Below are 26,218 nucleotides of genomic sequence, written 5' to 3' on the forward strand. Positions count from 1 at the left end.
GCAGCGGAGAAGAACGCTAATGCAGCGACCGATGAGAAGCTGACAGAGTATTCCACCACAGAGGAGATGAAATCGGCAATCGACATGAAAGCCGATGAAATCAATTTAGGGGTGTCAAAGACCTATGAGACAAAAACCTCTGTGTCAGAGAAGATCACCGCAGCGAATAAGACGGCACAGGATGCAGCCAATGCAGCGGAGAAGAACGCTAATGCAGCGACCGATGAGAAGCTGACAGAGTATTCCACCACAGAGGAGATGAAATCGGCAATCGACATGAAAGCCGATGAAATCAATTTAGGAGTGTCAAAGACCTATGAGACAAAAACCTCTGTGTCAGAGAAGATCACCGCAGCGAATAAGACGGCACAGGATGCAGCCAATGCAGCGGAGAAGAACGCTAATGCAGCGACCGACGAGAAGTTGACAGAGTATTCCACAACGGAAGAAATGAACTCTGCAATTAAAGTAAAAGCGGATGCGATTGAATCAACTGTTTCAAAAAAAGTCGGAAGTGACGAGATTATCTCAAAAATCAATCAGTCAGCAGAAAAAGTGTCGATAAATGCAGAAAAAATAAGTTTGAACGGAGCAGTGACGGCAAACTCAAATTTTAAAATTAACACAGACGGTTCGGCAGAAACAAAGGCGTTAACAATCACAGGAGGTTCGCTGCTCATTGGAGGAAACTGTGAAATCACCAATGTGGGGAATGTGTTTGCGCTATCGCCGAAATTTTATTCCGGATTGTACATCAATAGTGAATTTAAAATAGGGACATTGTCACAACTCAATTACTCCATGTTACTGGGATATGTCGGGAAAAATATATATGTCGGTGAAGACGGTGGCACTCTATGGGGATATGGATTCACGGCGAATAATGATATATATGCGTATGGAGCTATCGGATGTTTAGGGAAGAAAACACGAATCATACACACCGATGACGGACGGAACATCGAGATGTACGCATATGAAACGGCATCCCCTACATTCGGAGACATGGGAACGGGAAAACTTGACGAGGACGGTCAATGCTATGTGTATCTTGATGATGATTTCCTGCTGACAGTAGAGAGAGACATGAAATATATTGTAATGCTCACCGCAAAGGGAACAGGCGAATTATACGTTGAATCAACAAATGAAAAAGACGGTTATTTTGTAGTAAAAGGCACACCGAAACTTGAATTTTACTGGGAAGTAAAGACAAGACAAAAGGGAAACAGAGACACAAGGATTGAACAGTCTGATATAACGGAAAAAGAAGATATAACGGCAGAGGAGCAGGAAATGCTCAATGAGCAAATGAGAAATCAGATGATGTTACTGTATGAGATGGAAAAGGATGAAATCGAAGTACAGGAAGAACAAAACCGAATAATTGAAAGAATGGAGGAATCAGAATGAGACGAGTTATCACAGGATTCAACGCCACAAATGCAGCACAGGGGCAGCGACTGGGGTTCACATACACGGAAATGACCGACAGCGGAAAAACCACCAGTGACAACAACAAAGGCAGCATGACGGTTTTGAGCGAGGAGGCACAAAGCCATATTGATTGGCTGAAAAAATTCATCAATGACTGGATTGAGGAACAGGGAGAATAAAAGAGGCAGCACCGAGAGGAGGCGAGAGCATGGCAGCGTTGACGAAATTGATAACATACATCAATCTTGAGATGTCCGGAGACACGAAAAGATATTTAGTATCTGCAAAGCAGGGAGACAAGGCAACACGATTCATCATTGCGAAATTACTCAATAACGGTGAAGCGTACACAATCCCGACAGGGTCGAGAGTGGTCATCAATATTGCAAAGCCGGACGGGAAACATGTGTATAACACATGTACATATTCCGGTTCGGATGTGACGGTCGAACTGACAAATCAAGCACTTGCAGCCTCCGGAACGGCGTATTGTGACATTGAAATCCGGACGAGTGACGATTCACAGGTTATCACATCCGCATCGTTCACAATGGAGATTGAACCGTCACAGAGGAACGACAATGCGATTCTATCAGCGAATGAGTTCACAGAACTTGAGAATCGTGTCAAGGGTCACATTGAGAGTATTGACAGCACGAATGAGGCAGTCAAGAAAGCGGAACAGGCAAGAGTGACCGCAGAAAATGCGAGAGTAAAAGCAGAACAGGCAAGAGCGACAGCAGAGAATAATCGACAGCAGAATGAAAACACCCGCATCCAACAGGAGCAGCAGAGGCAGCAGGACACCTCACAGGCGGTCAAGAATACGAACGATGCAACGGATGAATCCAAGAGGGCGACGACAGCCTGCAAAGAGGTCACAGAGCGGGCAGAGGACGCATTGCAGAATCAAGAGCAGCTTGAGGCGACATTGAACACGGCGACACAGATTCGACAGGATGTGTCACAGATGCAGACAGCAGTTGCAGAGGCAAAGAAACAGGTCGAGCAGGACAAAAAGGATATTGATGACACGATTCAAAATTCACTGCTTGCATCAGCAGAGAAAATCCTTGAGAGTGTGCAGGACTATTTCAACCGTGCAGAGGCGTTATATTCGAGCATGTATCTTGATTGTGACGGAGAAACGCCGTATCTGCGAACGGTGACACCGGTATTCATTGACGGAGCAACGCCACAGGTCAGAAATGCGAATGAGGGCGTTGATTTTGACGGAGGAACGCCGACCTCCCGACAATTAGCAGTATAATTCCATGATACTGGAAACAGACGGCGAAACGAACACAAAGGAGTGATTGTGTGATATATTCCATAATCACGGAGCAAAGGAGGTTGAACAATGGCAGCAATCAGACCATGCACCGGAACAACGGCAGACTGGAAAGCAGTTGAGGACACTCTGATTCTCAAGGAAAGAGAAATCGGAGTTGAGATTGACACATCCGGTCATTATCAAATCAGACAGGGAGATGGTAAAAAGAAATTTTTTGACCTGCCGATTATCGTTAACAATGCCCGTTATGAGGAAATACTGACATTGACACAGGGATATATGAACACCGTGAACAATTTCAGTAAGAACATGACGGAGGCGACGAACAGTGCAAACGGTGCAGCAGCAACGGCAAACAATGCAGCGTCGACAGCGAGTGCAGCAGCAAAAGCGTGTCAAGGCATTGTGAACGGTCTCAACACTATGGTTGATACCGTCACAAAGAAAACATGTGTCCTCACGGTTGAGGATGGAATTTTGACGATAAGGGAGGCTTAACACATGGCAAGCGGAGACGTAATTGTAAAAGTAGCAGACAAAGAAACACTCGACCGCACCTATGCGAATACAAACGCAATACTGGCAGCAGTCGGGGAGGATGTAAGAGTAAAGGGAGTAAAGCGTTACGGACTGAAAATCAATAAAAATGACAGCAATCCGGCGACACGCTGCACATACCTTTTCGATGCGGTGGGAATGACACCCGCTGCGATGAATTATTCTGCCGGACGGTTCGATTTTGGAGACTGGGGAAACGTCTTTTTTGTAAAGAACAATTATCCGGCAATGGTCAAATATGACGGCACAGAAGATTATAAACTCGACCCGAACGACCACACAAAGAAAGCAGACGGAAAAACGGCATCCGATGTCTCAAACACGGCATACGGAGGAAATGCAATGAGTGTATTCGATGGCAGCGGTGACAAGGGCAAGATTTGGCTCTCACAGTTTGAAGTCGGAAACTATGAGTACATGATTATTTCAAACGTCCAGTACGATGAATCATACAACGATGACGCATATGTCAGAGAGGACGGTTCACATGCGGACAAACTCTATTTCCCGATGTTCGGCGGTTCGTATGATGGAACACGCATCCGCTCACTTGCAGGACAGGCACTCATGTATAACACAAACGCATCAACAGAGATTGCAAGAGCAAAGGCAAACGGTGCGGGATGGAATATCGGCTCATGGAGCAAACGAAACCTGTTGAATTGTATGCTCAAGATTATGTCAAAGACAGACAATTCACAGACTGCATTCGGACAGGGTCAGACATCCGGATATGTTGATAATGCATCACAGAATTACGGACACCTTGCGACCGGAACACTCAAGGACAAAGGACAGTTTTTCGGATATAACGACACAACACATGAGGTCAAAGTGTTCTACATTGAAAAATGGTGGGGCAACCGTTGGGATAGAATCAATGGTCTGTTGATGGTAGGCGGTGAAATCCTTGCAAAAATGACACCTCCGTACAATCTGACAGGAAAGGACTTTGAAAAGGTCGGAATCACATTCGCATCATCCGGCAACGGTTATCAGAAAGGAACAAAGTCAAGCAGATTCGGACGCATTGTCAATTCAATAGGTGGCAGCAGTAGCACATACACATGTGACTATTTTTGGTGGAATGCCGGAATTACTGCGGTCGTCCTTGTCGGCGGTAGCTGTAGCTATGGCGAGAGCTGCGGTGCGGATTCCTTGATTTTGAGCTATTCTGCGGGCAATGCGTACTGGAGCTTCGGTGCGTCCGTTTTCTTAGAACAGCCTATCGCTGCGTAAGCAGCAGGGGGAGGAACGGAGGGGGAACGCCTCCGCTATTCCCGCCGTTAGGCGGTGTGGTCGTTTTTAGAAAAATGAATATAGGGATATAGGGTGCGGTGTCGGGCGGTGTTCCTGCTCCCTGCGGTCGCCCTTGTCGGCGGTAACTGTAACAATGGCGAGAACTGCGGTGCGGATTACTTGAATTTGAACAATTCTGCGGGCAATGCGAACTGGAACATCGGTGCGTCCAATTTCTTCTCATATCGGAGCGTTTAATCAAATGCAGCCTATATCCCACGCCACAAGGCGAAAATCATTCCGGATATAGGGTCGGTTGAGTAAGCATCCGCACAAAAACCGATAGGAGATAAGAAAATACTATATGAGAAGTTACAACAACCTATATGAACCAATGTTACAAGACGACTACATAAAACAGTGTTTTATAAATGCATCCAAAAAGAAAAAGAACAGGAATGATGTGCGGGAGGTATTAGAGAACCTCGACGAACACACAGAACTCTTGAAAAAGATGTTGACAGAGGAGTTGTTCATTCCGGACTATCACAAACCGAGCATCATCAACGAGAGCAGCAGCAAGAAAACACGCCGTATATTGAAACCGCATTACAAATATGAGCAGGTTATTCATCATTGTGCAATAGGTCAGTTCAAACCGATTGTGATGAATGGATTGTATGAATTTTCATGCGGGAGCATTCCGGGCAGGGGTGTTCATTACGGAAAGAAGTACATGAGAAAATGGCTTGATTCCTACGACGGAAAGAAATTCTTTGTTCTAAAGATGGATGTTCACCATTTCTTTGAATCCATAAACCGGAGAATCCTCAAAAGGAAACTCAAAGAGGTAATTCGAGATAAAGGGTTTTATAGATTACTCTGCATACTGATTGAACATGACAAAATAGCACTCGTTGCAAAGATTTTGACGGATGCAGGCGTTGAGATAGATGCAGAGCAGACAAAAACGCTTGTCGGATGCATAGCATTTGACGACATCTCCGGAGCGTTGGAGATATTGCAGGAAATCGGCATCACAGGAGCGATGTTCGATGAACTGAAAGAAATTATTGAGGAGATGCGAAAAGGCGTTCCGTTGGGATATTTCACATCGCAATGGTTCGGCAATTTTTACTTGAAAGCACTCGACCACTACATCAAAGAGGAACTCCGTGCAGAACATTACATGCGATACATGGACGACATGGTAATACTGGGAAAGAGCAAAAAGAAACTACACAAAATACATGCAGCAATCGAAACATATCTGAATGACAACCTCGACCTTGAAATAAAAGGCGATTGGCAGGTGTTTAGATTTGAATATCCGGTATTTGATAAAGGCGGGAATCCGGTACTTGATAAAGACGGAAAGCAGGTCACAAAGGGTCGTATGCTTGATTTCATGGGATTTCAATTTCACCATGACCGGACAACCATCCGGAAATCAAACATTGAGGCTGCGAGACGCAAGGCAAACCATATCTCAAAGCAGAATAAAATTTCATGGTATAACGCATCGGTGATGTTGTCATATATGGGATTGTTCAAACACACGGACACATACAACTATTACATTGATTACATCAAACCAAAAATCAATGTTAAGAAACTCAAGAGGATAGTTTCAAAGCATAGTAGAAAGGAGAACGAACATGACAGACTGGAAAAAGGTGACAGGAACACAGTCGGAACGTCCGGAGGAAATCGACAGGACATCGTCTCCATCAACGGTTTATCTGCGTAAGAACATCGAGCAGGTGGAGAAAGAGGTTGAGGGAGCAGACGGAAAGATGCAGACCGTGACCGAATGGCAGTATGACGAAAAGGAAATGACGGTCGAGGAATATGAGAACATGGCACTCATGAAGTCCATCGTTGAGGAGAACACATCCGGAATCGTCGAATCCGTGACACAGTTTCAGAAAGATGCGGTCATCGACGAATACACCGCACAGTTAATCGAGGAGGGTCTGATTTAATGAGAATACTTGTTGAAAGTCTGAAAAGAATGTACACAGTCAAAAAAACGCTCACAAAGGAGCAGATCGCCGAGAGAGTGGCGAGAGGTAGCATTTCAGCGGAAGAATATGAATACATCACAGGGGAGAAATACTCCGGCGGTGATGCAGAATGAGTCCGCTTGAAATAATCTCACGATTGTGTGATGTGACGGAGAACCTATCCACAATCGTGAAAAAGCAGCAAACAATCATTGAACAGTCGAAAATCGAGGAGGCGGTCAAAGCAGAACTCCGGCAGGACATAAAAGAGACAGACAGGGAGATGGATGTTCTCGAATATGGGATGCGGAGGTATTGCGACACCGATGACATCGAGGCGACAGAGTTCGGAAAGGAGAACGCCGTTGACGATTGAGATTTCCTTGCTGCTCTCCGGGGTATCTGTTGCGTTTGCGATTTTTTTTGGAATCTGCTCAAAGCAGAGAAATGAGAAAAAGGACACACAGGAAGATGCAGAACAGAGAGCAACGACCGACACAATGGTGATGGTGAAACTTGAGAACATTGCGGATGACCTCAAAGACATCAAACGGGAATCGAGAGAGAACCGTGAGGAGATGAAAACATTGAGAGAGCGTGTTGTCATTGTGGAACAGTCACTCAAGAGTTATCACAAGAGACTGGACGGAGAACAGCATTCCGACCGATAACAGGAGGGCAGGAAACAGGCAAGAATCAACCTCACAGAAAAGAGGCAATACATGAGAATGACAGAACAGGAACGTCGCATCAGAATCCGGCATCTGAAAAGAATGTACCGGATAAGAGAGCGAAAAGAGAGACATGACAAAAAGGTGTCCGGTCTGTTCATGAAACGTGTTGTATTCACTTTGATTCTTGCAGCATTTATCTTTACAGTCGTGATGATATTTGTGTTTTTACGGATGGGTTCAGAGCCGTCGACACTGATTGAGAATGTATTCAGATTTCTTTCGGTTGAGGGCGGGGCAATGGCACTCATTAAGTCCGTGAAAACGGTCAAGGGAACAAAGCCGAACGGAGAAATACAACACAATGATGAACCGGAGCAGAATGACGAGGAGGTACAAGGATGAAATACATCGTCGAGAATTGGTTCGTGATTGTGGGTCTGATTGCGGTATTGGCAGCGGGAGGATATGCGGTATATGTTTTCGTGAAAATGCCGTCAGACAAGCAGTTGAACAAAGTGAGAGAATGGTTGCTTTATGCAGTCACAAAAGCAGAAAAGGAAATGGGAGGCGGTACAGGTCAAATCAAGCTGCGATATGTATATGATATGTTCGTTGCACGGTTCGCATGGCTTGCAAGGGTGATCTCGTTCGAGGCTTTTTCAATGATGGTTGATGAAGCACTTGAGAAAATGAAAAAAATGCTTGAGAGCAACAAAGCGATGCAGGAACTCGTGAACGGTGAGGCAGGTGAGGTCGGTGAAAAAGCTATGTAATTTCGTAATCGGAAATATGCAGATGCTTGTGTTGATATATGCAATCATGGCGGTTGCCGTATTTGCAGCAGTCAATATTTTCTTTTGGAAAATCTCTTTTGATTTAGACAAAGAGATGCGGGAGGAAATGAGGAAATGCGGTGATTGTTATATCGACACGGACGAGGCGAGATTCGGAAAAGCGGTGACAAGGGTGTGCGGATTTATTCTTTCGATACCCGCTGCGTTGATGTGGTGGGGGACACCGTTGATCGTCGGATGCTTGATGCTATATGACAAAATACAGGAAAAGAATCCGGAATTATGCGGATTCACAGCAGATGAATTTGACAAGGAGGAAAACAAATGATTTCAAATTGTGGACATGATGAAAACAACAGATACAGCGGAGGAAAGGCAGGAGACCAGACGAGAACAGAGTGGCGGGTTATAAACTGGTATAATCGCCCGTGGAAATGTGTACTCCGTCATCCGGATGCAAAGGTTAGAAAAATGATCGCAAGCATGGCAAAGGCAGCAGCGGTCAATGACAAAATCGGATATGACCAGTCAGAGAGATACACATTTTGGGAGCATCTCAAGGCATCGAATTACGACCCTGCACAAATCACGATTGCGTGTGAGGCAGATTGTTCATCCGGTGTCGCTGCAATCGTAAAGGGTGCAGGTTACAGACTGGGAAATGAGAAAATGAAGAATGTGAGCATTTATCTCTATACCGGAAACATGAGAGCGGGTCTCAAGGCAGCAGGATTCGAGGTGTTGACAGATAGCAAATATCTGACATCGGATGCGTATTTGCTTGAGGGAGATATTCTCCTCAACGACAACGCTCACGTTGCGACAAATCTGACAACAGGTTCAAAAGCGCCCGAAACATCAGCACCGAGCAAAAGCATCAATGAAGTGGCAAAAGAGGTCGTCAACGGAAAATGGGGAAATGGTAGCGACAGAACGAATTGCCTCACAGCAGCGGGATATGATGCAAAGGCGGTTCAAAATGAAGTCAACAGAATCTTAAAAGGAGAAACATCAGCACCGAGCAAAAGCATCAATGAAGTGGCAAAAGAGGTCATCAACGGAAAATGGGGAAATGGTAGCGACAGAACGAATCGCCTCACAGCAGCGGGATATGATGCAAAGGCGGTTCAAAATGAAGTCAACAGAATCTTAAAAGGAGAAACATCAGCACCGAGCAAAAGCATCAATGAAGTGGCAAAAGAGGTCATCAACGGAAAATGGGGAAATGGTAGCGACAGAACGAATCGCCTCACAGCAGCGGGATATGATGCAAAGGCAGTTCAAAATGAAGTCAATAGAATTTTAAGATAACAGGAGGGATAATCATGTTATACTATTTAGGCAAAGGAACAAAGTTTAAGAAAGAGGACTGCAAAGAGTACAAGAAACTTGATGCAGCACTCAAGGCAGCAGCAAAGGACGAGAGCCTCATTGTTTGGGATGAAACAGGAAAGGCCATCGGTTCGCTCACGGATGATGTTCCGGAGGGAGCGTTGCAGACAAATCCGGACGGCAGTGTCAACACATATGATGCAGACGGAAAAAAGACCGGAACAGTAGACGCAGAGACACTCAAAGAAATGACGACAGTCAATGACGATGTGAGCGAACTTGCCACAGGAGACAATGAACAGAAATACACACAGGAGAACGCAGAGGATGACGAGAGCGCCTCAAACGGGGGCGAGGTAACAAATCCACCGACCGAACAGGAAAACGGCGAAAATGGGGCAAATACAGAGCCGGACGATACATCAGAGGACGAGCCGGAGGACAAAGTTATTATCCCGCAGGGCAAAATGAGAGTGACTGTCGTTTGCGATGGTTCACTCAACATCAGACGTTCAGCAGCGTGGGGCAATGGTAACATCTGCGGTCGTGCTATCAGAGGACAGTCATATTATGTGAAAGAGATTCATGTTGTGGACGGAAAGAAGATGGTCAGAACAATCGGCGACCTTTACCTCTCTGGAGAATCAGAGCATGTACAATTCGAGCAGTTATGATATAATAAAACAACGGGAAACAAGACGGGGTTTTATGTGTAAAACACAGGTAACGAACAAATGCTTGAAAAATGCCCGAAAATAGGCGTTCGGAGTTATGCAAGCGATAATTCCAATCGAATACGGAAATTTATTAAAACCTCGGAAAGCCTTGATTTTCCGGGGTTTTTTATATTTGAAATTTCTAAAATTTTCTAAAAAGGGGTCGATTTTGAAGTGTAGAACACACGTAGCGCACAAAACACCTTAAAAAATATATTGAGTATATTGCAAAGAAAAATTGTGTATGATATAATGCCAGTAGGCAAAAGAAATAATAAGTCCATGAGGACAAAAAGAATGAAGCCCCCAGTACCGCGAATACTGAGGGCTTCTTCTTATTTTTTATAGTGGACAAGAAACCACTAGGTCAGTGCTGTCCTTACTTGTCGCCGTCTAACCATTTGATGATGTAGTGGCAGGCTACACCAGCCATGCAGGAGACAAAGAAAGAAATAATAAATTCCATGAGGTTCACCTCCTCCCGTTGCCGGGTTTCGGTTGGACAACAATAGTATTATAGCATAGAACAATACGGACGGGAAGCAAATATATTTGCCCTTTATGGCAGTGTACTTGCAGGAACGGTGTAGCGCCGAAAAAATTGAAAGCAATGTATGAGACACTTTAATAGATATTTGATCAGACAAGGACTCTGATCGGACGAATGGGAGGTATGCTTCATGTCGTTACAGATTATCAGAAACGATATTACAAAAATGCGCGTTGACGCAATCGTCAATGCTGCCAACACTTCTCTTTTGGGCGGCGGTGGTGTGGACGGCTGCATTCATCGTGCCGCCGGACCGGAACTGCTTGCAGAATGCAGTACGCTGCATGGCTGCGAGACTGGCAGCGCAAAAATCACAAAGGGATATCGCCTGCCCTGCAAATATGTGATTCATGCAGTCGGCCCGCGCTGGCGAGATGGCAAGCATCAGGAACAACAGCTTCTGGAATCCTGTTATCGGACATCTTTGAACCTGGCAAAAGAAAATGGCTGTCAGGCGGTGGCTTTTCCGCTGATTTCCTCCGGCATCTACGGCTATCCAAAAGACCAGGCTCTGAAGGTTGCAGTCGATACCATCAGTGCATTCTTGCTGGAAAATGAGATGATGGTCTACATCGTTATCTTTGATAAGAAGGCATATCAGATTAGCGGAAAACTGTTTGCTGATATCGCGGCGTACATAGATGACTGGTATGTGGATGAACATACCGACAGTCGAGTAGAACAGAGACGGCGGCTTGAAGCGCTGTCAGAGGAATCCTGCTTTGAAGCTGCATCTGCCCCGCTGCCGTCCGAAGCAATCTGTAAATCTTGCAGCAGTCAATCTCTGGAGGAGGCACTGGGGCAGATTGATGAGAGCTTTTCGGAAATGCTGCTGCGGAAGATTGACGAAAGCGGCATGACGGATGTTCAGTGCTACAAGAAGGCAAACATTGACCGGAAGCTCTTTTCCAAAATTCGCTCTGATAAATTCTATAAGCCATCCAAACCAACAGTGCTGGCATTTGCTCTCGCTTTGGAGTTGCCGCTTGCCCAGATGCAGGAGATGCTCGGCAAGGCAGGATTTACCCTTTCCCATTCGAGCAAATTCGATATCATTGTAGAATATTTTGTCGAACGGGGAAACTACAATGTGTATGAAATCAACGAGGCATTGTTTGCTTTTGACCAGAGCCTGATCGGGGCATAAGGACAAAGAAATGTCGTTTTCTATGCGACCACTTCACAAAAGAAAATCGCTATATTATGGCTGTAAGGTACGAAACCGAGCAGCCATAATCTTTTGGGAGGACAAGCATATGAGAAAAAATTTAACAGAGATCGTTTTTATCTTAGACCGCAGCGGTTCCATGAGCGGATTGGAACGGGATACCATCGGCGGATTCAATTCCATGATTGAGCAGCAGAAAAAAGCAGAGGGCGAAGCACTGATCTCAACGGTGCTGTTTGACAATGTGAGCGAAGTCCTGCACGACCGTGTAAATGTAAAGGATATCCGACCGATGACTGACCGTGACTACACGGTTCGCGGATGCACAGCACTCTTAGATGCCATCGGCGGTGCGATTCATCACATTGGAAATGTTCATAAGTACGCAAGGCCGGAGGACGTGCCGGAACATACCATGTTCGTAATCACTACGGACGGAATGGAAAATGCCAGCCGCCGGTACAACAGCGAAAAAGTGAAGCAGATGATCGAGCGGCAGAAAGCGAAATACGGTTGGGAGTTTTTGTTCCTTGGTGCCAATATTGACGCAGTAGAGACTGCAAGCCAATTCGGAATCGGTGCAGATCGTGCAGTCAACTATCAGTGCGACAGTGAAGGAACCGCGTTGAATTATGAAGTGGTCAGCGAAGCAATCAGCTCTGTCCGGTGCAGTGCTCCGCTGAGCGCAGATTGGAAAAAGCGTATAGACGAGGACTACAAAAAGCGTGGAGGTTGCAAGCACAAGTAAATGTTTTTGAAGCCGGGATGATGATTCATTCCGGTTTTTTCTTTGGCGGAACTGCTGTTAAAGCATCCGGAACGGCGCAAGACGTCCGGTGGACGTCTGCTTTGCGCGGACCGGAGTGGAACGGAGACGCAGCAGCCCGATGCCGCAGGCAGCGTTCTAAGGGGATTGGGAAGTTTCCCCAACAAGCAGAAAATCGCTTTCGTGTCACGAAAGCCCTGCTTGCGAATTAGTGGGGTGCACGAAATCCCAAGCGCAATGAGGACAGAACATCTTGATTTTCCGCGAGGTTTGGAGTACAATTATTGTGATTACATGTAGAATTTGCTCGGATTAGATCGGAGAGGTGTATGGGCTATTTATCAATCAGACAGACAGCGGAAAAATGGAACCTTTCGGCAAGGTGGATCAGTGATCTTTGTAAAGCCGGACGAATTCCCGGAGCAACGAAAATCGGTTCATACTGGGCGATTCCAGAGGATGCGGAAAAGCCAGCTGACGCAAGAATCAAGAGTGGTCGCTACGTGAAGACAAAAGAAAACTAAGAAAGGGGTCGTACCAATGGCTGCAATCAATGATTTAATTAGCCAGATCCAAGATGAGACTCTTCGAAATAGAATCCAAGAAGAAGTGAGTAAAATGGCCAAGCAAAAGAAATTCGGCTTGGTCTTTGAAGAACATATGCCAGAAAGCACGCCTCTCTATGATATGCCTATCAAAAGAGGCTGTAATGTTATGCGCCGGGACAGCAAGGATGACAAATCCATCTATGTGGTTCTGAAAATCGAAGGAGATACTGTTGTTTGCGTTAAGTCAGAACAGAAAGATGAAGCAGTCACCTTTGAGCTGAAGGATATTGTTCGTGTTGCAGAATTTGGAGAATCCATCTATCCCTATCTGAAACCGTTGGATTCGGTTTGCAATGCACCGGATAGCGATCTTTGGCACACGCTGATTGAAGCGGATAACTATCACGCCTTGCAACTTTTGGAATATTTGTATGCGGGTAAGGTGGATTGCATTTATATTGACCCGCCCTACAATACCGGCGCTAAGGACTGGAAATATAACAATGACTATGTGGACGGAGCTGATGCATATCGCCACAGCAAGTGGCTTTCCTTCATGCAGCGTCGCCTGAGGCTTGCCAAAAAGCTGCTCAATCCCAAAGATTCTGTACTAATTGTAACCATTGATGAAAAGGAATATCTGCATCTTGGTTGCTTGTTGGAAGAAATGTTTCCAGAAGCGATAATGCAGATGATCAGCAGTGTAATTAGTTTTAAGGGTTCCGCGCGCAAGCAACAGTTTACAAGGTTAGATGAATATATTTTTATTCTTGTATTTGGAGAAGCAACAATACAAAGACTGCCACTATCTGATGAATGGCGTATGAATCCAGATGACGAAAGGGCAACGCATTTAACATGGAAGTATTTGATTAGAAGCGGAAGCGCTGGTTTTCGTGAAAGAAGTCCTGGGAATTTCTATCCTGTGTTTTTTACCACTGAAGGCAAATACCATAGCGTTGGTGAACCATTGCCGCTAGGGACAGACAGAACTACTGTTATTCCTCCGGAAGGAACTTTCGCAGTTTTCCCTGTTGATACACAAGGGAGGGAACATTATTGGAATATAAATCGTGATAAGTTCTTGGAATATAAATCCAAAGGATATATCAAATTTGGTAGGCCGACAAAAAACGGTGTGCCCATTACTTTTCTGACAAGCGGTGAGATACGGAAAGTAGAAGATGGAACATACAAAATTGATGGATACGCTGATGATGGATCTATTATCTCTTCAAATGAAGTGCGTGATATTATGCCGGGAACACAATGGCGCATCAAGTCACATGATGCAACGAGACAAGGAACGGATCTGTTGACAAAAATACTTCTTGGCAGACAATTTCCTTTTCCTAAATCGTTATATGCAGTACATGATGCTATTCGCTTTTTTGTTGCGCAGAAAACAAATGCGCTTATACTTGACTTTTTCTCTGGATCAGGCACGACTATGCATGCAGTGAACTTGCTCAATGCTGAAGATGGCGGGCACAGACGCTGTATCATGGTGACAAACAATGAAGTTTCTGCGGAAGAAGCAGGTACGCTATTAGCTCAAGGATATCAGCCCGGTGATGCGGAATGGGAAAAGCTTGGCATTGCCCACTATGTCACTTGGCCGCGCACGGTCTGCACTATTGAGGGGCATGATGTAAACGGCAATCCGCTCAAGGGTGATTATCTTGGCAGTGAACCGCTGATGCATATGGCAGATGGTTTCAAAGCAAATGCAGCATTCTTCAAACTTGGGTTCTTGGATCCGACAGCGGTTTCTCTCGGTATGCGTTTTTCGGAAATGTTGCCTACGTTGTGGTTGAAAACTGGTGCAAAAGGAAAATGTCCGGAATTGACCGGAGAGCAAATGCCGGACATGCTGATCTTGCCGGAGAATCAATTTGCAGTCTTGATCAACGAGAATACATTTGCCGATTTCGCAGAAAAGCTTGCAGAACATCCTGAAATCCAAACCGTATTCTTAGCAACCGATTATGAAGTGAACTATTAATCGATGGTAAAAAATCTGAATGTTGAAAATGCGTATCAGCTTTACCGGGATTACTTAGATCACTTTCGTGTGAACAGAGGGAGAAACTAAGAATGATTTGTGAATTATTCCCATTCCAAAAACAGGCGGTCAATGAAATGCGCCTCCGCGTGGCGATGGCTCTGAATAACTATCGCATGCTGAAAATCCCTCAGGTGGTGTCACTCCAGGCACCAACGGGTTCTGGCAAAACGATTATCATGTCTGCCCTGATTGAAGATATTTTTTACGGTTCAGAGCAGTTTACTGAACAGCCGGAGGCCATTTTTGTATGGCTTTCGGATTCTCCGCAGCTGAATGAGCAGTCCAAGCAGAAGATCGAGCTGAAGGCAGATAAGGTCCGCATGGATCAGTGCGTAGTGATTTCGGATGAATCTTTCGACCGAGAGATTCTGGAGGACGGTCATATCTATTTCCTGAATACGCAAAAACTTGGCAAGGCCGGTAATCTGAGCCGCCATTCGGATACGCGACAGTATACGATTTGGGAGACCATTGAAAATACAGCAAGAGAAAAAGCTGACCGTCTGTATTTCATTATTGATGAGGCACACCGCGGTATGCAGGGACGCCAGGCGGGAACGGCTACTACCATCATGCAGCGATTTATCAAGGGAAGCAGCGAGCAGAATCTGTCGCCCATTCCGGTCGTCATCGGAATGAGCGCGACCGCCGAACGTTTTAATTCCCTTGTTGGGCAGGCAACAAACTCTACATTGCATAAGGTTGTTATTTCCCCGGCCCAGGTTCGCCAATCTGGATTGCTGAAAGATCGTATTGTAATCACTTATCCGGAGGATCCAATCAAACACGGCGACATGGCTGTTCTCCAGGCTGCAACAGACGAATGGCAGGATAAGTGCAAGCACTGGTATCAGTATACTTATGAGCAGCACTACACCAATGTAAATCCGGTGTTTGTTATCCAAGTCTGCGCTGGTTCCGGTACGAAAGTATCCGACACCGATCTGGACGATGTAATTGCGAAAATCGAAGAACGTATGGGCGATAGCTTCAAGGAAAATGAAGTCGTGCATACCTTCGGTTCAACGGGCACATTGTCGATTCACGGATTGACCGTGCCGCATATCGAGCCATCCGAGATCGCAGAAGATCGCCGCATTCGTGTTGTCTTATTTAAGGAAAATCTGTCCACTGGCTGGGACTGCCCTCGTGCAGAAACTATGATGTCCTTCCGGCGTGCGGAAGACGCAACCTATATTGCGCAGCTGCTCGGACGTATGGTTCGTACACCGCTTCAGTGTCATGTTCTCGTGGATGACTCCTTAAATGATGTGCGGCTATTCCTTCCGTATTTCAACCAGGATACCGTCCAAAAGGTTATTGATGAATTGCAGGCAACCGAAGGTGGAGAGATTCCGACAGTTGTCGATGGTGAATCTCTTGAGGAGCAGAACTATGATACATGGTCGGTTCACAACCAGCGAAAGAAAACGCAAAAACTGACGGTGGGGCAGTTGAGCATATTTGATTATCCGAATGGCTTCCAAGAAGAGCCTGCTGTGGCACCTTCCACAGCAGTTGGCGATATGCCAAATTCTGGAGTTGTGGCAGTGAACCAAGGTAGAGTAGATTCAGAACTTCCCGCAGAAGGACAACACCAGACGATTCCACTGGAAACAGTGCCTAGAAACGATGTGCATGCAGGTCAAGAAATTGAGAGAACCAGTGAAGGTGACCAATCTGAGAAAAAAGAGCAGCCAGTGCTAACACCGGCTGTATCGCAGATGTCGATGCTTCCAACAATAGATCGTGAAGGAATTACAAAGTTCATCAATGAACAGGGATATCTGACTTATATCGTCCGTGCGGTAAAAATCAATAGTTATTTGAAGTCTTTGATGAGCTTGGCAGGGCTGTTATCGCAGTTCAATATCTGTATTACGGCGGCTGAGGATGTGAAAAACGATGTTGCTGAACTTATCCGCAACTATGTGAACGGTTTGCATGATGCTGGAAAATATGACGAGCTTACAAAGCAAGTCATGAAGATGAAACTGTCTGTTCAGATATTCGATGTTTTCGGTGAGAAAATACAAAGCGATAACCAGATAGATATGTTTACTGCATCCGAGTCGGACCTTGATCGTCAGCTAAGAGTAGCAGACGCAAAAATGGGTGGATGTGGTTTCCACTTGGCATATGGGCGTAAATATATCGACTTCGACAATCCGAACGCCTTTAAGGTGGATTGTATTCTGTTCGCATTCGACAGCGAGTGTATTGCGGAATTAAATAAATACGCTGAGAAGAAGTTCCATGAATTGAACGACCAGTATCGTAAATATATTGTAGCTAAACCGGAGAAGTGTCAAAAGCAGTATAGCGATATTGTTGCTAACGGCGATGAAATCAGTAAGCACAACTTTACTCTTCCGGAGACAATCAGTGCCAAGGTTGAAGCAGATGGAATAAAGTACACGGATCATCTTTTTGCCAATGCAGATGGAATAGCAAAAATTAAGTTGAATGGCTGGGAACAGGCTGTTTTGGCAGAAGAGCAAAAACGAGAGGATTATGTTTGCTGGCTGCGTAATCCGTCCCGACAGTCTTGGTCACTGCGGATGCCTTATGAAATGGACGGGAAATGCAAGGAGCTTTATCCGGATTTCATCATTGTTCGCCAAGATCCAATTCTCAAGTACATCGTTGATATTTTGGAACCTCACAATCCGGATTTCAAGGATAACTTGGGCAAAGCTAAGGGACTTGCAAACTATGCTGCAAATGAACCAAGAATTGGCAGAGTGCAGCTGATACGTATTGGAAAAGACGCAGCAGGAGAAAATCGCTTTAAGCGGTTAGATCTTGCAAAAGGCAGTATCCGCAATAAGGTGCTTGCCGCAATCAGTACGGATGAGTTAGACCATATTTTTGACACAGACGGTGTGTTTGAAGACTAAATTAATTACACAGATAGGGGTTCATCATGGAACGTATCAACGCCACAACAGGCTCTTACAATTTTATAGATTTATTTGCAGGAGCTGGTGGATTGTCCGAAGGCTTCATCCAAGCGGGCTTTTCACCTGTAGCGCATGTGGAGATGAACCCATATGCTGCTCAAACATTGGAAACACGAACGGGATACTATTATCTCAAAGCACAAGGGAAACTTGATATCTACAAGGATTATATTAGCGGAAAAATCACCCGCGACGAATTTCTGCAACATATTCCCGAGGAGCAGCTACAATCCGTATTTTGTGAAACGATGTCAAATGAAACTCTTCCAAGGTTATTTGAAAATATAGATAGGATCCTTACGCAAAGAGGCATCAAGCAAGTAGATGTCATTATTGGTGGACCGCCTTGCCAGGCATATTCTTTGGTGGGAAGGGCGCAAAGCAAGCATATGGAAACACCGATGTCAGCGGATCCTAGAAATGATCTCTATAAGTTGTATGCGAGATTCCTTCAGAAATATCATCCAAAGATGTTCGTTTTTGAGAATGTTATGGGAATCAAGTCAGCAAACAGTGGTGCAACCTGGCTGAAAGTCCAGGAAGCGCTGCGTTCCGTGGGCTATGAGATTGAATGCCATGAGCAAAATTCAAAGAATTTTGGTGTGCTGCAAAACCGAAGAAGAATGATCATTGTCGGGTGGCTGAAGAATACCGGGCTTTCTTATCCGCAGTTTGAGCAGACAATAGCGGATGCTACGGTTAACGATATTCTCAGTGATCTGCCAGCGTTGCAGCCAGGAGGGAAATCGGGTGAATACAGATCAGATGATTTCAGCGATTATTTAAGAAGCACTGGAATCCGCAAGGATTCTGACATTCTGACGCATCATTGCGCAAGACCCAATAAAGACAGGGACATTGAGATTTATCGGCGTACAATTGAACTCTGGAATGATGGGCACAAACGTCTGAACTATAATGATTTGCCGGATGAACTGAAGACACACAAAAACCGAAAATCGTTTCTGGATCGATTTAAAGTTGTAGAGGGAGACGAGGCGTACTGCCACACCATGTTGGCTCATATCTCAAAAGATGGACATTACTTTATTCATCCGGATATTGAGCAACACCGTTCGATTACTGTCCGGGAGGCCGCTCGCATCCAATCGTTTCCGGATGATTATTTCTTTGAAGGCCCGAGAACGGCTCAATTTGTACAGATAGGCAATGCCGTTCCTACGTTAATGGCTAAAGGCATCGCAGAAGGAATCGCCAATGAATTAAGTAAGGAGGGTATCGATGGAAAGCAATCTCCTACTTGAACAATATAGCTGGTATAAGAAGCAACAATTGGCCAAGGCTCCATTTGAATGTCTACTGAATGCGGATATTGAGCCAAATCCCCATCAGGTCAATGCCTTTTGTGCGGCCATTCAAGCATTAAAGACAGGCGGTATCATTCTGGCAGATGAAGTTGGTCTGGGCAAAACAATCGAAGCTGGATTAGTGCTTAACTATGTTCTGGATAACGGAGCAAAAAAGGTACTGATATCTCTTCCAGCTACTTTGAGAAAGCAATGGGAAGTAGAACTTTTAGAAAAGTTTGGACGTCAAGCTGTCATTCTGGATCGGTACACGGTTGAGCATGATCTTGCCAATGTGCAAACTCACCTTGGAAACGCAGATGAGGTTAGTATTGTCATTGCTTCTTATGATTATTCATCGAAACTAATTAAGCGTTTTCCCCATGTCAAATGGGACTTCCTGATTATTGATGAGGCTCATAATCTGCGGAATGTTTTTCATGGCACAAAGCGGGCAAAAAATCTATATGATTTGACACATGGGATTCCTAAAATTCTTTTGACTGCTACGCCGTTACAGAATTCCCTTACAGATCTTCATGGACTGGTTTCCTTTATCGATCCACGTATTTTCGGGTCAGAAAAGGTTTTCAACCGTCGATTTGTGGATGGCTGTGATTATGAGGAATTGAAACAGGAACTTCTTCCAGTGTTATATCGCACCCTTCGACGCGATGTCGGAAAATACATGGCCTTCAGCAAGAGAACCTGTATTACGGTCGATTTCCATCTAAGCACAGAAGAAAAAGAACTCTATGATGTGACCAATGATTTTCTGCGTCGTGATCCGCTGTATTCTATTCCGAATGCGAATCGTGGGCTGATTATTCTTGTTATTCGAAAGTTGCTGGCATCTTCCAGCTTTGCTTTGATAGAGACCTTTGAAGTATTAGAAAAACGTCTTGAAAAACTCTATGAAGGCACTAAATCTGCTTATGCCCAGGAGGGCTTCGATTTATTCTGGGGGTTTGTAGAAGATGAAATCGACGAGGATGGTTTCAACGAATACGATGATGAAGAAACAGCAGAGAAGAAACAGGCTATTCAAGCTGAACTTAAGATTGTAAGGCATATTCTTGAAATGGCAAGCGCAAAAATCCTGAGAGTGATATTGCTGGAATGATGTTCCAAGTCAACTTGCGTGCCTATTCCCAGGACAAAATGGATATCTTCGTGGCAGAGCACATATGCAGAAAAATTCTTGCCGTCGATGAATTTTACTTTGCCCAGCGACCTATTTTAGGAAGGGGACGTGGTTGCGCAGCAACTTGGAAAGCCAATAAAAATGGACGTGCTTCTGAAATTGTATCGACATTTATTCCAGAGTACGAATTTCCAGGTGTTAGCGCTGCTTTGGAAGGATTTGACCCGTTCTTCTTCTCTATGAGAACCCTTTCTGTTGCAAAGAAAAAAGACGACATCATTAACCGGCTGAATGTCTTGGCAAACTCCTATGAGGATTGGATTCAGAAAAAACTGATTCATGATTCAAAAATGGATGATGCTAAGTTCAAGAAAGAAATTGGCGACACAGTAATAAATAAATGTATAGAAGCTCTTGGAAGAATCCGCGCTGGCATTCAGCTACTTGTAGCAGACCATGCTCGGCATAATCGTACAGAAGAGTTACCCACATCTACACTTAGATCGATTAAACCATTCCTTCCGCCGGAGCTGATTATCCAAGATGAGCTGCATCTTATCACAGGACCTCTGGGAACCGTATACGGTGCATATGAAACAGTTATTGAAGATCTGTGTTCCTATACGATAGGAGAAAAGAAAATAAAGCCAAAGTATGTTGTTTCTACGGCAACTATCAAAAATGCTGCTGAGCAGACAAAATGCTTATATGGCAGAAAAGTAACTGCGCAATTTCCACCAAATGGGTTTGAAATCGGTGACAGTTTCTATATTCGTGAGGTGCCGGTTGAACAAGATCCGTTTAGAAGATACGTTGGTGTCTGCGCGCCTGGACAGTCTGTAAAGACAGCTTTGCTGCGTGTATATTCGATTATCCTTCAAAGTGCTTATAATCTTTCGCTGGATGATGAGTACAAGGATGTTATTGACCCTTACTATACCCTCGTTGGGTATTATAACAGTATTCGAGAACTCGGCGGTGCCGTTCGATTACTACAGGATGATATTCCTGACAGAATTCAGCGCATTAAGAAGAAATATGGAATGAGTAGGCAGCGTTTCCTTAATCATAAGGTTGAAATTACTTCCCGCATGTCTTCTTATGACATTCCGAAGAAACTAAGTCAGTTGGAAACTCCATATACAGATAGAAATTGCTTAGATACGGCAATTGCAACTAATATGATTGCTGTTGGTATGGATGTGGATCGGCTTGGGCTTATGGTGGTAACTGGTCAGCCAAAACAGAACTCCGAATACATTCAGGCAACTAGCCGTATCGGGCGTTCTTATCCAGGCCTAGTAGTTACTCTATATAACCCTTATCGTCCCCGCGACTTGTCTCATTATGAGAATTTTACCGGTTATCATGCTCAGCTATATCGTTTTGTTGAAGGTACAACAGCGACACCGTTTTCTGCGCGTGCAAGAGATCGCGTGCTGCATGCGCTGGTTATTTCTGCAATTCGTTTGCATTATCCGGAATTTGCAAGTAATGATGGAGCAGCAGCTATTGATAAGCTAACCGATGAGCAGCTTAATGAAGTGAAGGCTCTTATCATGAATCGATTGAACATCATCAAGCCTTCTGCTAAGGCCGATGCCGAACATGAGATTGATGATTTTATAAGCAATTGGAAATTGTTAGCAACTCAATCCAAAGAACTTAGATACTAAAGGGTCTATAGTTCTCTATCAGACTAATCTCATAAAATTCTTTCTTATTGTCTGCAATATTTTCTGATGTATCAAATTCGGCATCATCTGCAAGATAGGTACAATTGATAAAACCTGCCACCTTATCTTTTGTGCTAGAAAGCAACTTATCTGTTGCTCTGATTTTTTTGGTTTGGTATCCACTTTCATCGCGTAGGCAGGCATATATTTCAATACCGCAAACTGAACCAGAAAACATTATCGACTTAATCGATGCCTGAATTTCTTCCTTGGTCATTTGTTCATAGAAGAAAAAAAGGATTCTATGTCACAGGTACTGTCAGATATAAAGCCCCATATGACGAAAAAGTTCATGACGGCTCATTGTATTAATGAGCAAGATATTCAGTCTATCAGTCCAATCTTCCTGCCCAGATATAAGAATGTGTAGCTCATGCAGGGATTGACCAACAACAAGCTGGATTTCAGAATTCAGGTAAAAGGTGTGTTCGGGACAGAAAGAAACTAACGAAGGCTAAGTGGAAAGAAACACAGCTCTGGATTTTTTCTTCACCGTCATGAGGCTCTTTTTCGGAGCTGTCTACGATTGCGAAGAAAATCTAAAAGGCATTCGCTTTTGGACGAGTTGGAAATGAGATGGGAAGATGAACAAAAGCTAAACGGCCTGAGTTCTGTGCATAGCATGGGATTCAGACAGTTTATTTTTTACCTAGCTCATAAAGTTGATTTCATTGCCGAGATATTCCTTTGTACAATGATTTTATTTGGAAATGTAGGTGCTCAACCTGCCGCTTCCTTTTTGCTCAAGTTTGCCAGCTTTGCAAAGTTCCTTAAGCAACCGGAAAGCCTTTGTTGTTTCTGCACCAATCAAATCTTCAACTTCTTTTCTTGTAACACTGCCGTTTTCCAGTGTATATTGAAGAATGAGTAATTTCTGTTCATTCAGTGAAATATCTTTGTCCGCTTTATTAGATATCCGGACATTCGTTTCCGGCTGCTCATTCCTGTTGGGAAGTGTTACGCGGAAAACACCTTTTGCCGTTTCAAACTCTGGCGGGGATGGTCAATTCTTATATGCACATTCAATTTTTTCGATTTCTGTGCCATAACTTTCAATCAATCTCATCCTGGAGAAGACAGCCGCAAGGTTCGGATTTCTCGATTATGAAACACCCAGGAAAATGGATTCCAGTTCCAGACCGGATACAAGACCTCCAAGAGAGACAAATTCGATTCTATCCTCATAGACATTGACCAGATTGCTTCCGCTGAAAGAGTAATCACGGTGAACAATGCTGTTCAGTAAAGATTCTCTGATTGCATCCTCTGGATAATCTCTTCTGTCAGTTCGATCCAGATTTGAAAAGGTTGCCTTTCCTTTCTTTTTCTTTCTTTCTCATTATAAACAAGAAAGAAAGGTCAAGGGGTGTAGAAACAAGCATTTTGTCGACCTGCAACAATTACAAGCCTCGTTGGAAAAGCAATGGGGTGTTTTTTAACCGGTTTTTTGGTGGATTCGTTTTGAGAGCAACTTTGAAATCAAATTTTGTTGCTTCGGCAATGAGCTGTTCTATCATAGAAATCTCTCTGTTGAGGTTGTAGAAGGTCTTTTGAATGAGGAAAATACAGGTTTATAGCGTTAGTGTAAACCACTCTTCTGAAGGTTAGCGATGACTTGTAACTAAAATAGCGACAAAATAAATTAAAAACTAAGATCAGTCTCTAAATAATTGATATTCTATGTGAAAGAGCGTATAATATAAGTACAAGAACAGGAGGCGATTATATGCTGGATGTAAATATGATAATTGCAAACAACATTCAGGCTGAACTGAAAAAAGAAAACAAAAAGCAGGTTGATCTGGCAGAAGGAATTGGAGTCTCCAAACAGACAATGAGCAAAATTATGAATGGTGCAAGAGCAATCAATGCGATTGAACTTCATAAGATTTCTGAATATCTGCATGTGTCGATGGATTCTCTGATGAAGATGCCAGAAAAGCCGATGGATACGAATGTGATTCATGCGTTTATGGGGCGTGTTAAAACAGAAGAAGCAAGAAAGGGAATCCGGCTTGCGGATGAACTGTCCGACATGATTCTGTTCCACACTAGGGCATGCGAGAATGGCAAAAAGATGGAGCAGCTCTGGGAGGATAAGTGATGAACAATGTTCTGAAAGATAGCCTTTTTGTAAGCCAAAACAGGAAATTTGATGAAATTCAATTTGTTGTCAGGCAGTTTTCGGCAGAGTATGTCGGTAATTCTATTATCAAAGATAATATTTTTGCTGTTATACAGAACTATGCAAGAAAGAAAGAAATTGCACTGGAACTGCTTCGTTTTCCAATTCATGATGATGAATTATGGGCATTGACTTTTTTGAAGCAGGATACGATTTTTGTGTGCGTAAATACGGCACTTCCACTATGTAAGCAGTTTTTCGCTGCGTCGCATGAATTGTATCATATCTACTGTTATGTAGAAAATGCAGACCAGAGCTATATAAAAAATGGTTCTATGCTGGATTCGGCAACAGGTGATGAAACAGGAAGAACACAGGAGGACTTGGAAGCTAATGCCTTCGCAGGTCTGCTTTTGATGCCGGATCAACTTCTCCATGAGCAAATTCTACTGTATGGAATTGATAAAGATTTGGTTTCGGTAGATTCCGTTTTGATACTTATGGATATGTTTGCTATGCCCTACAAGGCAGTTGTACTGCGCTTGTTTGAAAGTGGAAACATATCCCACCAGCAGGCTGAAAAGCTGCTGGAGATAAGTTCTGCGAATGTAATGAAAAGGGCATCACTGATAGGTAAGGCAAAGCGCTGGCAGCTTGATGGCAGGGGAACAGAATCTTTTGGCACACTCCTTGAGAAAGTTGAGTATAACAGACAGCATGAGTATCTGACAGAATCCAGAGAAAATGACGATGTGGCTTACATTACTCAACTGAAAAAAGAGTACGGTTTGGATTGAGGGGTGTCAAAGCGAAGTGAAAAAATATGCACTGCTAGATACCGATTTCATTTCCAAAACGCACTCTGTTCAAGATGGCGGCGATAATCATTTGATTGACCGGGTCATGGAATTGCCGGAATATGTGTTCTTTTGTCATGCGCAAATCGTAACAGAACTTAATCGGTATAATGCTGATGCGCCAATCTGGTTGAGCGAAAAGATTGGCGCGCAAAAGATAAAAAGCTACACGGATCAAGAAATTCTTGAAAGCCTGTCACATGTACGAGGGCCGCTGGCGTGTGCGACTTATACACAGATGTTAAAATTGGCCTGTGATGTTTTTTCTAAAGATTACTTTTCGGAACATTATCGAGCATTGGAAGATGCTGATTACACGGCGATATCGAGAGAGGATTATTTGAAAGAGCTTGAACGACTCGATATCGAAGTGGGCAAGAAAAATAATCTTGGAGAAATCAAGTCTTTTGTGCTGTTGCAGGTCTTGTCGGTGATGCTTGGGGAGCAGATTTATGTGTTCTGCTCCGATGACCGAAATGCTCGGAATGGCGCTACAAATTTTGAAGATGTTCGATGTATTAGTCTGGTATCGGTATTCTCGCGTTTGAAGGAGGAAGCAAACTGGACGTTTGAAGATGCTGAGCCGTATATTGAATCGCTCATTGCATTTTATCAAGATCATCACCAAACTACTTTCCGAGTAATGGAAGCGTCTGAGGTTAGAAGATTGCAACGGATACCATGCAGACAGGTGTTGCAGGAAATCTTTAACGGAAAATTTATTGAATTGAAAAATGGTATGTTGCGGTACAAGCGGTAAGTGAAAACAGGTTAAAGAATACCAACAATCACATGTCTAGTTGGGAAACCAGCGGAGAAAGTTATTGCAATGATAGAAGCAAAGAGTTCAGTAAAAACAGAAACATCTTAAAAAGTATACAGAGTATATTGCGAAGAAAAATCGCATATGCTATAATGCTCGCAGGCAAAAAAGAA

28 protein-coding genes are annotated in these 26,218 nt (G+C 44.0%); 27 read left to right on the forward strand and 1 reads right to left on the reverse strand.

The window, feature by feature from the left end:
* The 23 genes from NE638_RS05240 to NE638_RS05350 form a co-directional block, all read left to right on the forward strand.
* The coding region (locus NE638_RS05240) for a hypothetical protein (protein WP_330603376.1) at positions 1-1,413 on the forward strand (1,413 nt) is incomplete at its 5' end.
* Positions 1,410-1,616, forward strand: coding sequence for a hypothetical protein (locus tag NE638_RS05245; protein ID WP_173745864.1), 207 nt, complete (start codon positions 1,410-1,412; stop codon positions 1,614-1,616). The genes NE638_RS05240 and NE638_RS05245, both read left to right, overlap by 4 nt.
* Before the next feature lie 29 nt (positions 1,617-1,645).
* A complete protein-coding gene (locus NE638_RS05250) occupies positions 1,646-2,707 on the forward strand; it encodes a BppU family phage baseplate upper protein (protein WP_173745865.1) in 1,062 nt (353 codons plus the stop codon).
* Between the two features lie 90 nt (positions 2,708-2,797).
* Complete coding sequence (locus NE638_RS05255) at positions 2,798-3,229, forward strand: alanine-zipper protein (RefSeq protein WP_173745866.1); 432 nt, start codon at positions 2,798-2,800, stop codon at positions 3,227-3,229.
* A 3-nt stretch (positions 3,230-3,232) separates the two neighbouring features.
* On the forward strand, positions 3,233-4,528 hold the full coding sequence (locus NE638_RS05260) for a hypothetical protein (protein ID WP_173745867.1): 1,296 nt from the start codon (positions 3,233-3,235) through the stop codon (positions 4,526-4,528).
* Positions 4,529-4,892: 364 nt separating this feature from the next.
* The gene (locus NE638_RS05265) at positions 4,893-6,278 is read left to right on the forward strand and encodes an RNA-directed DNA polymerase (RefSeq protein WP_173745868.1); all 1,386 of its coding nucleotides are present in this window, start codon (positions 4,893-4,895) and stop codon (positions 6,276-6,278) included.
* Complete coding sequence (locus NE638_RS05270) at positions 6,187-6,513, forward strand: hypothetical protein (protein WP_173745869.1); 327 nt, start codon at positions 6,187-6,189, stop codon at positions 6,511-6,513. The genes NE638_RS05265 and NE638_RS05270 overlap by 92 nt, the downstream gene beginning before the upstream one ends.
* Positions 6,513-6,668 (forward strand): XkdX family protein, encoded by a 156-nt coding sequence (locus tag NE638_RS05275; protein ID WP_173745870.1) that lies wholly within the window; start codon positions 6,513-6,515, stop codon positions 6,666-6,668. Before NE638_RS05270 ends, NE638_RS05275 begins: the two co-directional genes overlap by 1 nt.
* Positions 6,665-6,910, forward strand: a complete 246-nt coding sequence (locus NE638_RS05280) for a hypothetical protein (protein WP_173745871.1) — start codon at positions 6,665-6,667, stop codon at positions 6,908-6,910. The genes NE638_RS05275 and NE638_RS05280 overlap by 4 nt, the downstream gene beginning before the upstream one ends.
* Entirely contained in the window at positions 6,900-7,205 is a 306-nt protein-coding gene (locus NE638_RS05285) for a hypothetical protein (RefSeq protein ID WP_071144195.1), read from the forward strand. Before NE638_RS05280 ends, NE638_RS05285 begins: the two co-directional genes overlap by 11 nt.
* A 51-nt stretch (positions 7,206-7,256) precedes the next feature.
* The gene (locus NE638_RS05290) at positions 7,257-7,610 is read left to right on the forward strand and encodes a hypothetical protein (RefSeq protein ID WP_244094802.1); all 354 of its coding nucleotides are present in this window, start codon (positions 7,257-7,259) and stop codon (positions 7,608-7,610) included.
* Positions 7,607-7,981 carry a hypothetical protein gene (locus NE638_RS05295; RefSeq protein WP_173745872.1) on the forward strand — a complete coding sequence of 125 codons (375 nt, stop codon included), beginning with the start codon at positions 7,607-7,609 and terminating at the stop codon, positions 7,979-7,981. Before NE638_RS05290 ends, NE638_RS05295 begins: the two co-directional genes overlap by 4 nt.
* Positions 7,965-8,330 carry a hypothetical protein gene (locus tag NE638_RS05300; protein ID WP_173745873.1) on the forward strand — a complete coding sequence of 122 codons (366 nt, stop codon included), beginning with the start codon at positions 7,965-7,967 and terminating at the stop codon, positions 8,328-8,330. Before NE638_RS05295 ends, NE638_RS05300 begins: the two co-directional genes overlap by 17 nt.
* Positions 8,327-9,313: a hypothetical protein gene (locus tag NE638_RS05305; protein ID WP_244094803.1), complete on the forward strand. Its 987-nt coding sequence runs from the start codon at positions 8,327-8,329 to the stop codon at positions 9,311-9,313. The genes NE638_RS05300 and NE638_RS05305 overlap by 4 nt, the downstream gene beginning before the upstream one ends.
* A gap of 14 nt (positions 9,314-9,327) precedes the next feature.
* Positions 9,328-10,008, forward strand: a complete 681-nt coding sequence (locus NE638_RS05310) for a hypothetical protein (protein ID WP_173745874.1) — start codon at positions 9,328-9,330, stop codon at positions 10,006-10,008.
* A 722-nt stretch (positions 10,009-10,730) separates the two neighbouring features.
* Positions 10,731-11,747, forward strand: coding sequence for an O-acetyl-ADP-ribose deacetylase (locus tag NE638_RS05315; RefSeq protein WP_173745875.1), 1,017 nt, complete (start codon positions 10,731-10,733; stop codon positions 11,745-11,747).
* Between the two features lie 109 nt (positions 11,748-11,856).
* Positions 11,857-12,516 (forward strand): vWA domain-containing protein, encoded by a 660-nt coding sequence (locus NE638_RS05320; RefSeq protein ID WP_110104170.1) that lies wholly within the window; start codon positions 11,857-11,859, stop codon positions 12,514-12,516.
* 347 nt (positions 12,517-12,863) lie between these two features.
* Positions 12,864-13,058 (forward strand): helix-turn-helix domain-containing protein, encoded by a 195-nt coding sequence (locus NE638_RS05325; RefSeq protein WP_129974820.1) that lies wholly within the window; start codon positions 12,864-12,866, stop codon positions 13,056-13,058.
* Between the two features lie 16 nt (positions 13,059-13,074).
* Positions 13,075-15,087, forward strand: coding sequence for a site-specific DNA-methyltransferase (locus tag NE638_RS05330; protein ID WP_244094804.1), 2,013 nt, complete (start codon positions 13,075-13,077; stop codon positions 15,085-15,087).
* Between the two features lie 92 nt (positions 15,088-15,179).
* Positions 15,180-18,050 carry a DEAD/DEAH box helicase gene (locus NE638_RS05335; RefSeq protein WP_173745876.1) on the forward strand — a complete coding sequence of 957 codons (2,871 nt, stop codon included), beginning with the start codon at positions 15,180-15,182 and terminating at the stop codon, positions 18,048-18,050.
* A 26-nt stretch (positions 18,051-18,076) separates the two neighbouring features.
* Positions 18,077-19,378 (forward strand): DNA cytosine methyltransferase, encoded by a 1,302-nt coding sequence (locus NE638_RS05340; protein ID WP_173745877.1) that lies wholly within the window; start codon positions 18,077-18,079, stop codon positions 19,376-19,378.
* Positions 19,356-20,543, forward strand: coding sequence for a DEAD/DEAH box helicase (locus NE638_RS05345; RefSeq protein WP_173745878.1), 1,188 nt, complete (start codon positions 19,356-19,358; stop codon positions 20,541-20,543). The genes NE638_RS05340 and NE638_RS05345 overlap by 23 nt, the downstream gene beginning before the upstream one ends.
* A 38-nt stretch (positions 20,544-20,581) precedes the next feature.
* Positions 20,582-22,240, forward strand: coding sequence for a helicase C-terminal domain-containing protein (locus tag NE638_RS05350; RefSeq protein ID WP_244094805.1), 1,659 nt, complete (start codon positions 20,582-20,584; stop codon positions 22,238-22,240).
* Here the strand turns inward: NE638_RS05350 and NE638_RS05355 are convergent.
* Positions 22,230-22,517 (reverse strand): hypothetical protein, encoded by a 288-nt coding sequence (locus NE638_RS05355; protein ID WP_173745879.1) that lies wholly within the window; start codon positions 22,515-22,517, stop codon positions 22,230-22,232. The genes NE638_RS05350 and NE638_RS05355 overlap by 11 nt on opposite strands.
* A gap of 354 nt (positions 22,518-22,871) precedes the next feature.
* Here NE638_RS05355 and NE638_RS05360 point away from each other — a divergent pair, with 354 nt between their 5' ends.
* From NE638_RS05360 to NE638_RS05375, 4 genes are all read left to right on the forward strand, one after another.
* Entirely contained in the window at positions 22,872-23,171 is a 300-nt protein-coding gene (locus tag NE638_RS05360) for a hypothetical protein (RefSeq protein ID WP_110104167.1), read from the forward strand.
* 855 nt (positions 23,172-24,026) lie between these two features.
* On the forward strand, positions 24,027-24,404 hold the full coding sequence (locus tag NE638_RS05365) for a helix-turn-helix domain-containing protein (protein ID WP_015527351.1): 378 nt from the start codon (positions 24,027-24,029) through the stop codon (positions 24,402-24,404).
* The gene (locus NE638_RS05370) at positions 24,404-25,222 is read left to right on the forward strand and encodes an ImmA/IrrE family metallo-endopeptidase (protein WP_173745880.1); all 819 of its coding nucleotides are present in this window, start codon (positions 24,404-24,406) and stop codon (positions 25,220-25,222) included. The genes NE638_RS05365 and NE638_RS05370 overlap by 1 nt, the downstream gene beginning before the upstream one ends.
* A gap of 16 nt (positions 25,223-25,238) precedes the next feature.
* Positions 25,239-26,042 (forward strand): hypothetical protein, encoded by an 804-nt coding sequence (locus NE638_RS05375; protein ID WP_021652251.1) that lies wholly within the window; start codon positions 25,239-25,241, stop codon positions 26,040-26,042.
* Positions 26,043-26,218: the final 176 nt, after the last annotated feature.

It is taken from the genome of Blautia sp. MSK.18.38, assembly GCF_024460535.1.
Lineage (GTDB): Bacteria > Bacillota > Clostridia > Lachnospirales > Lachnospiraceae > Blautia_A > Blautia_A fusiformis.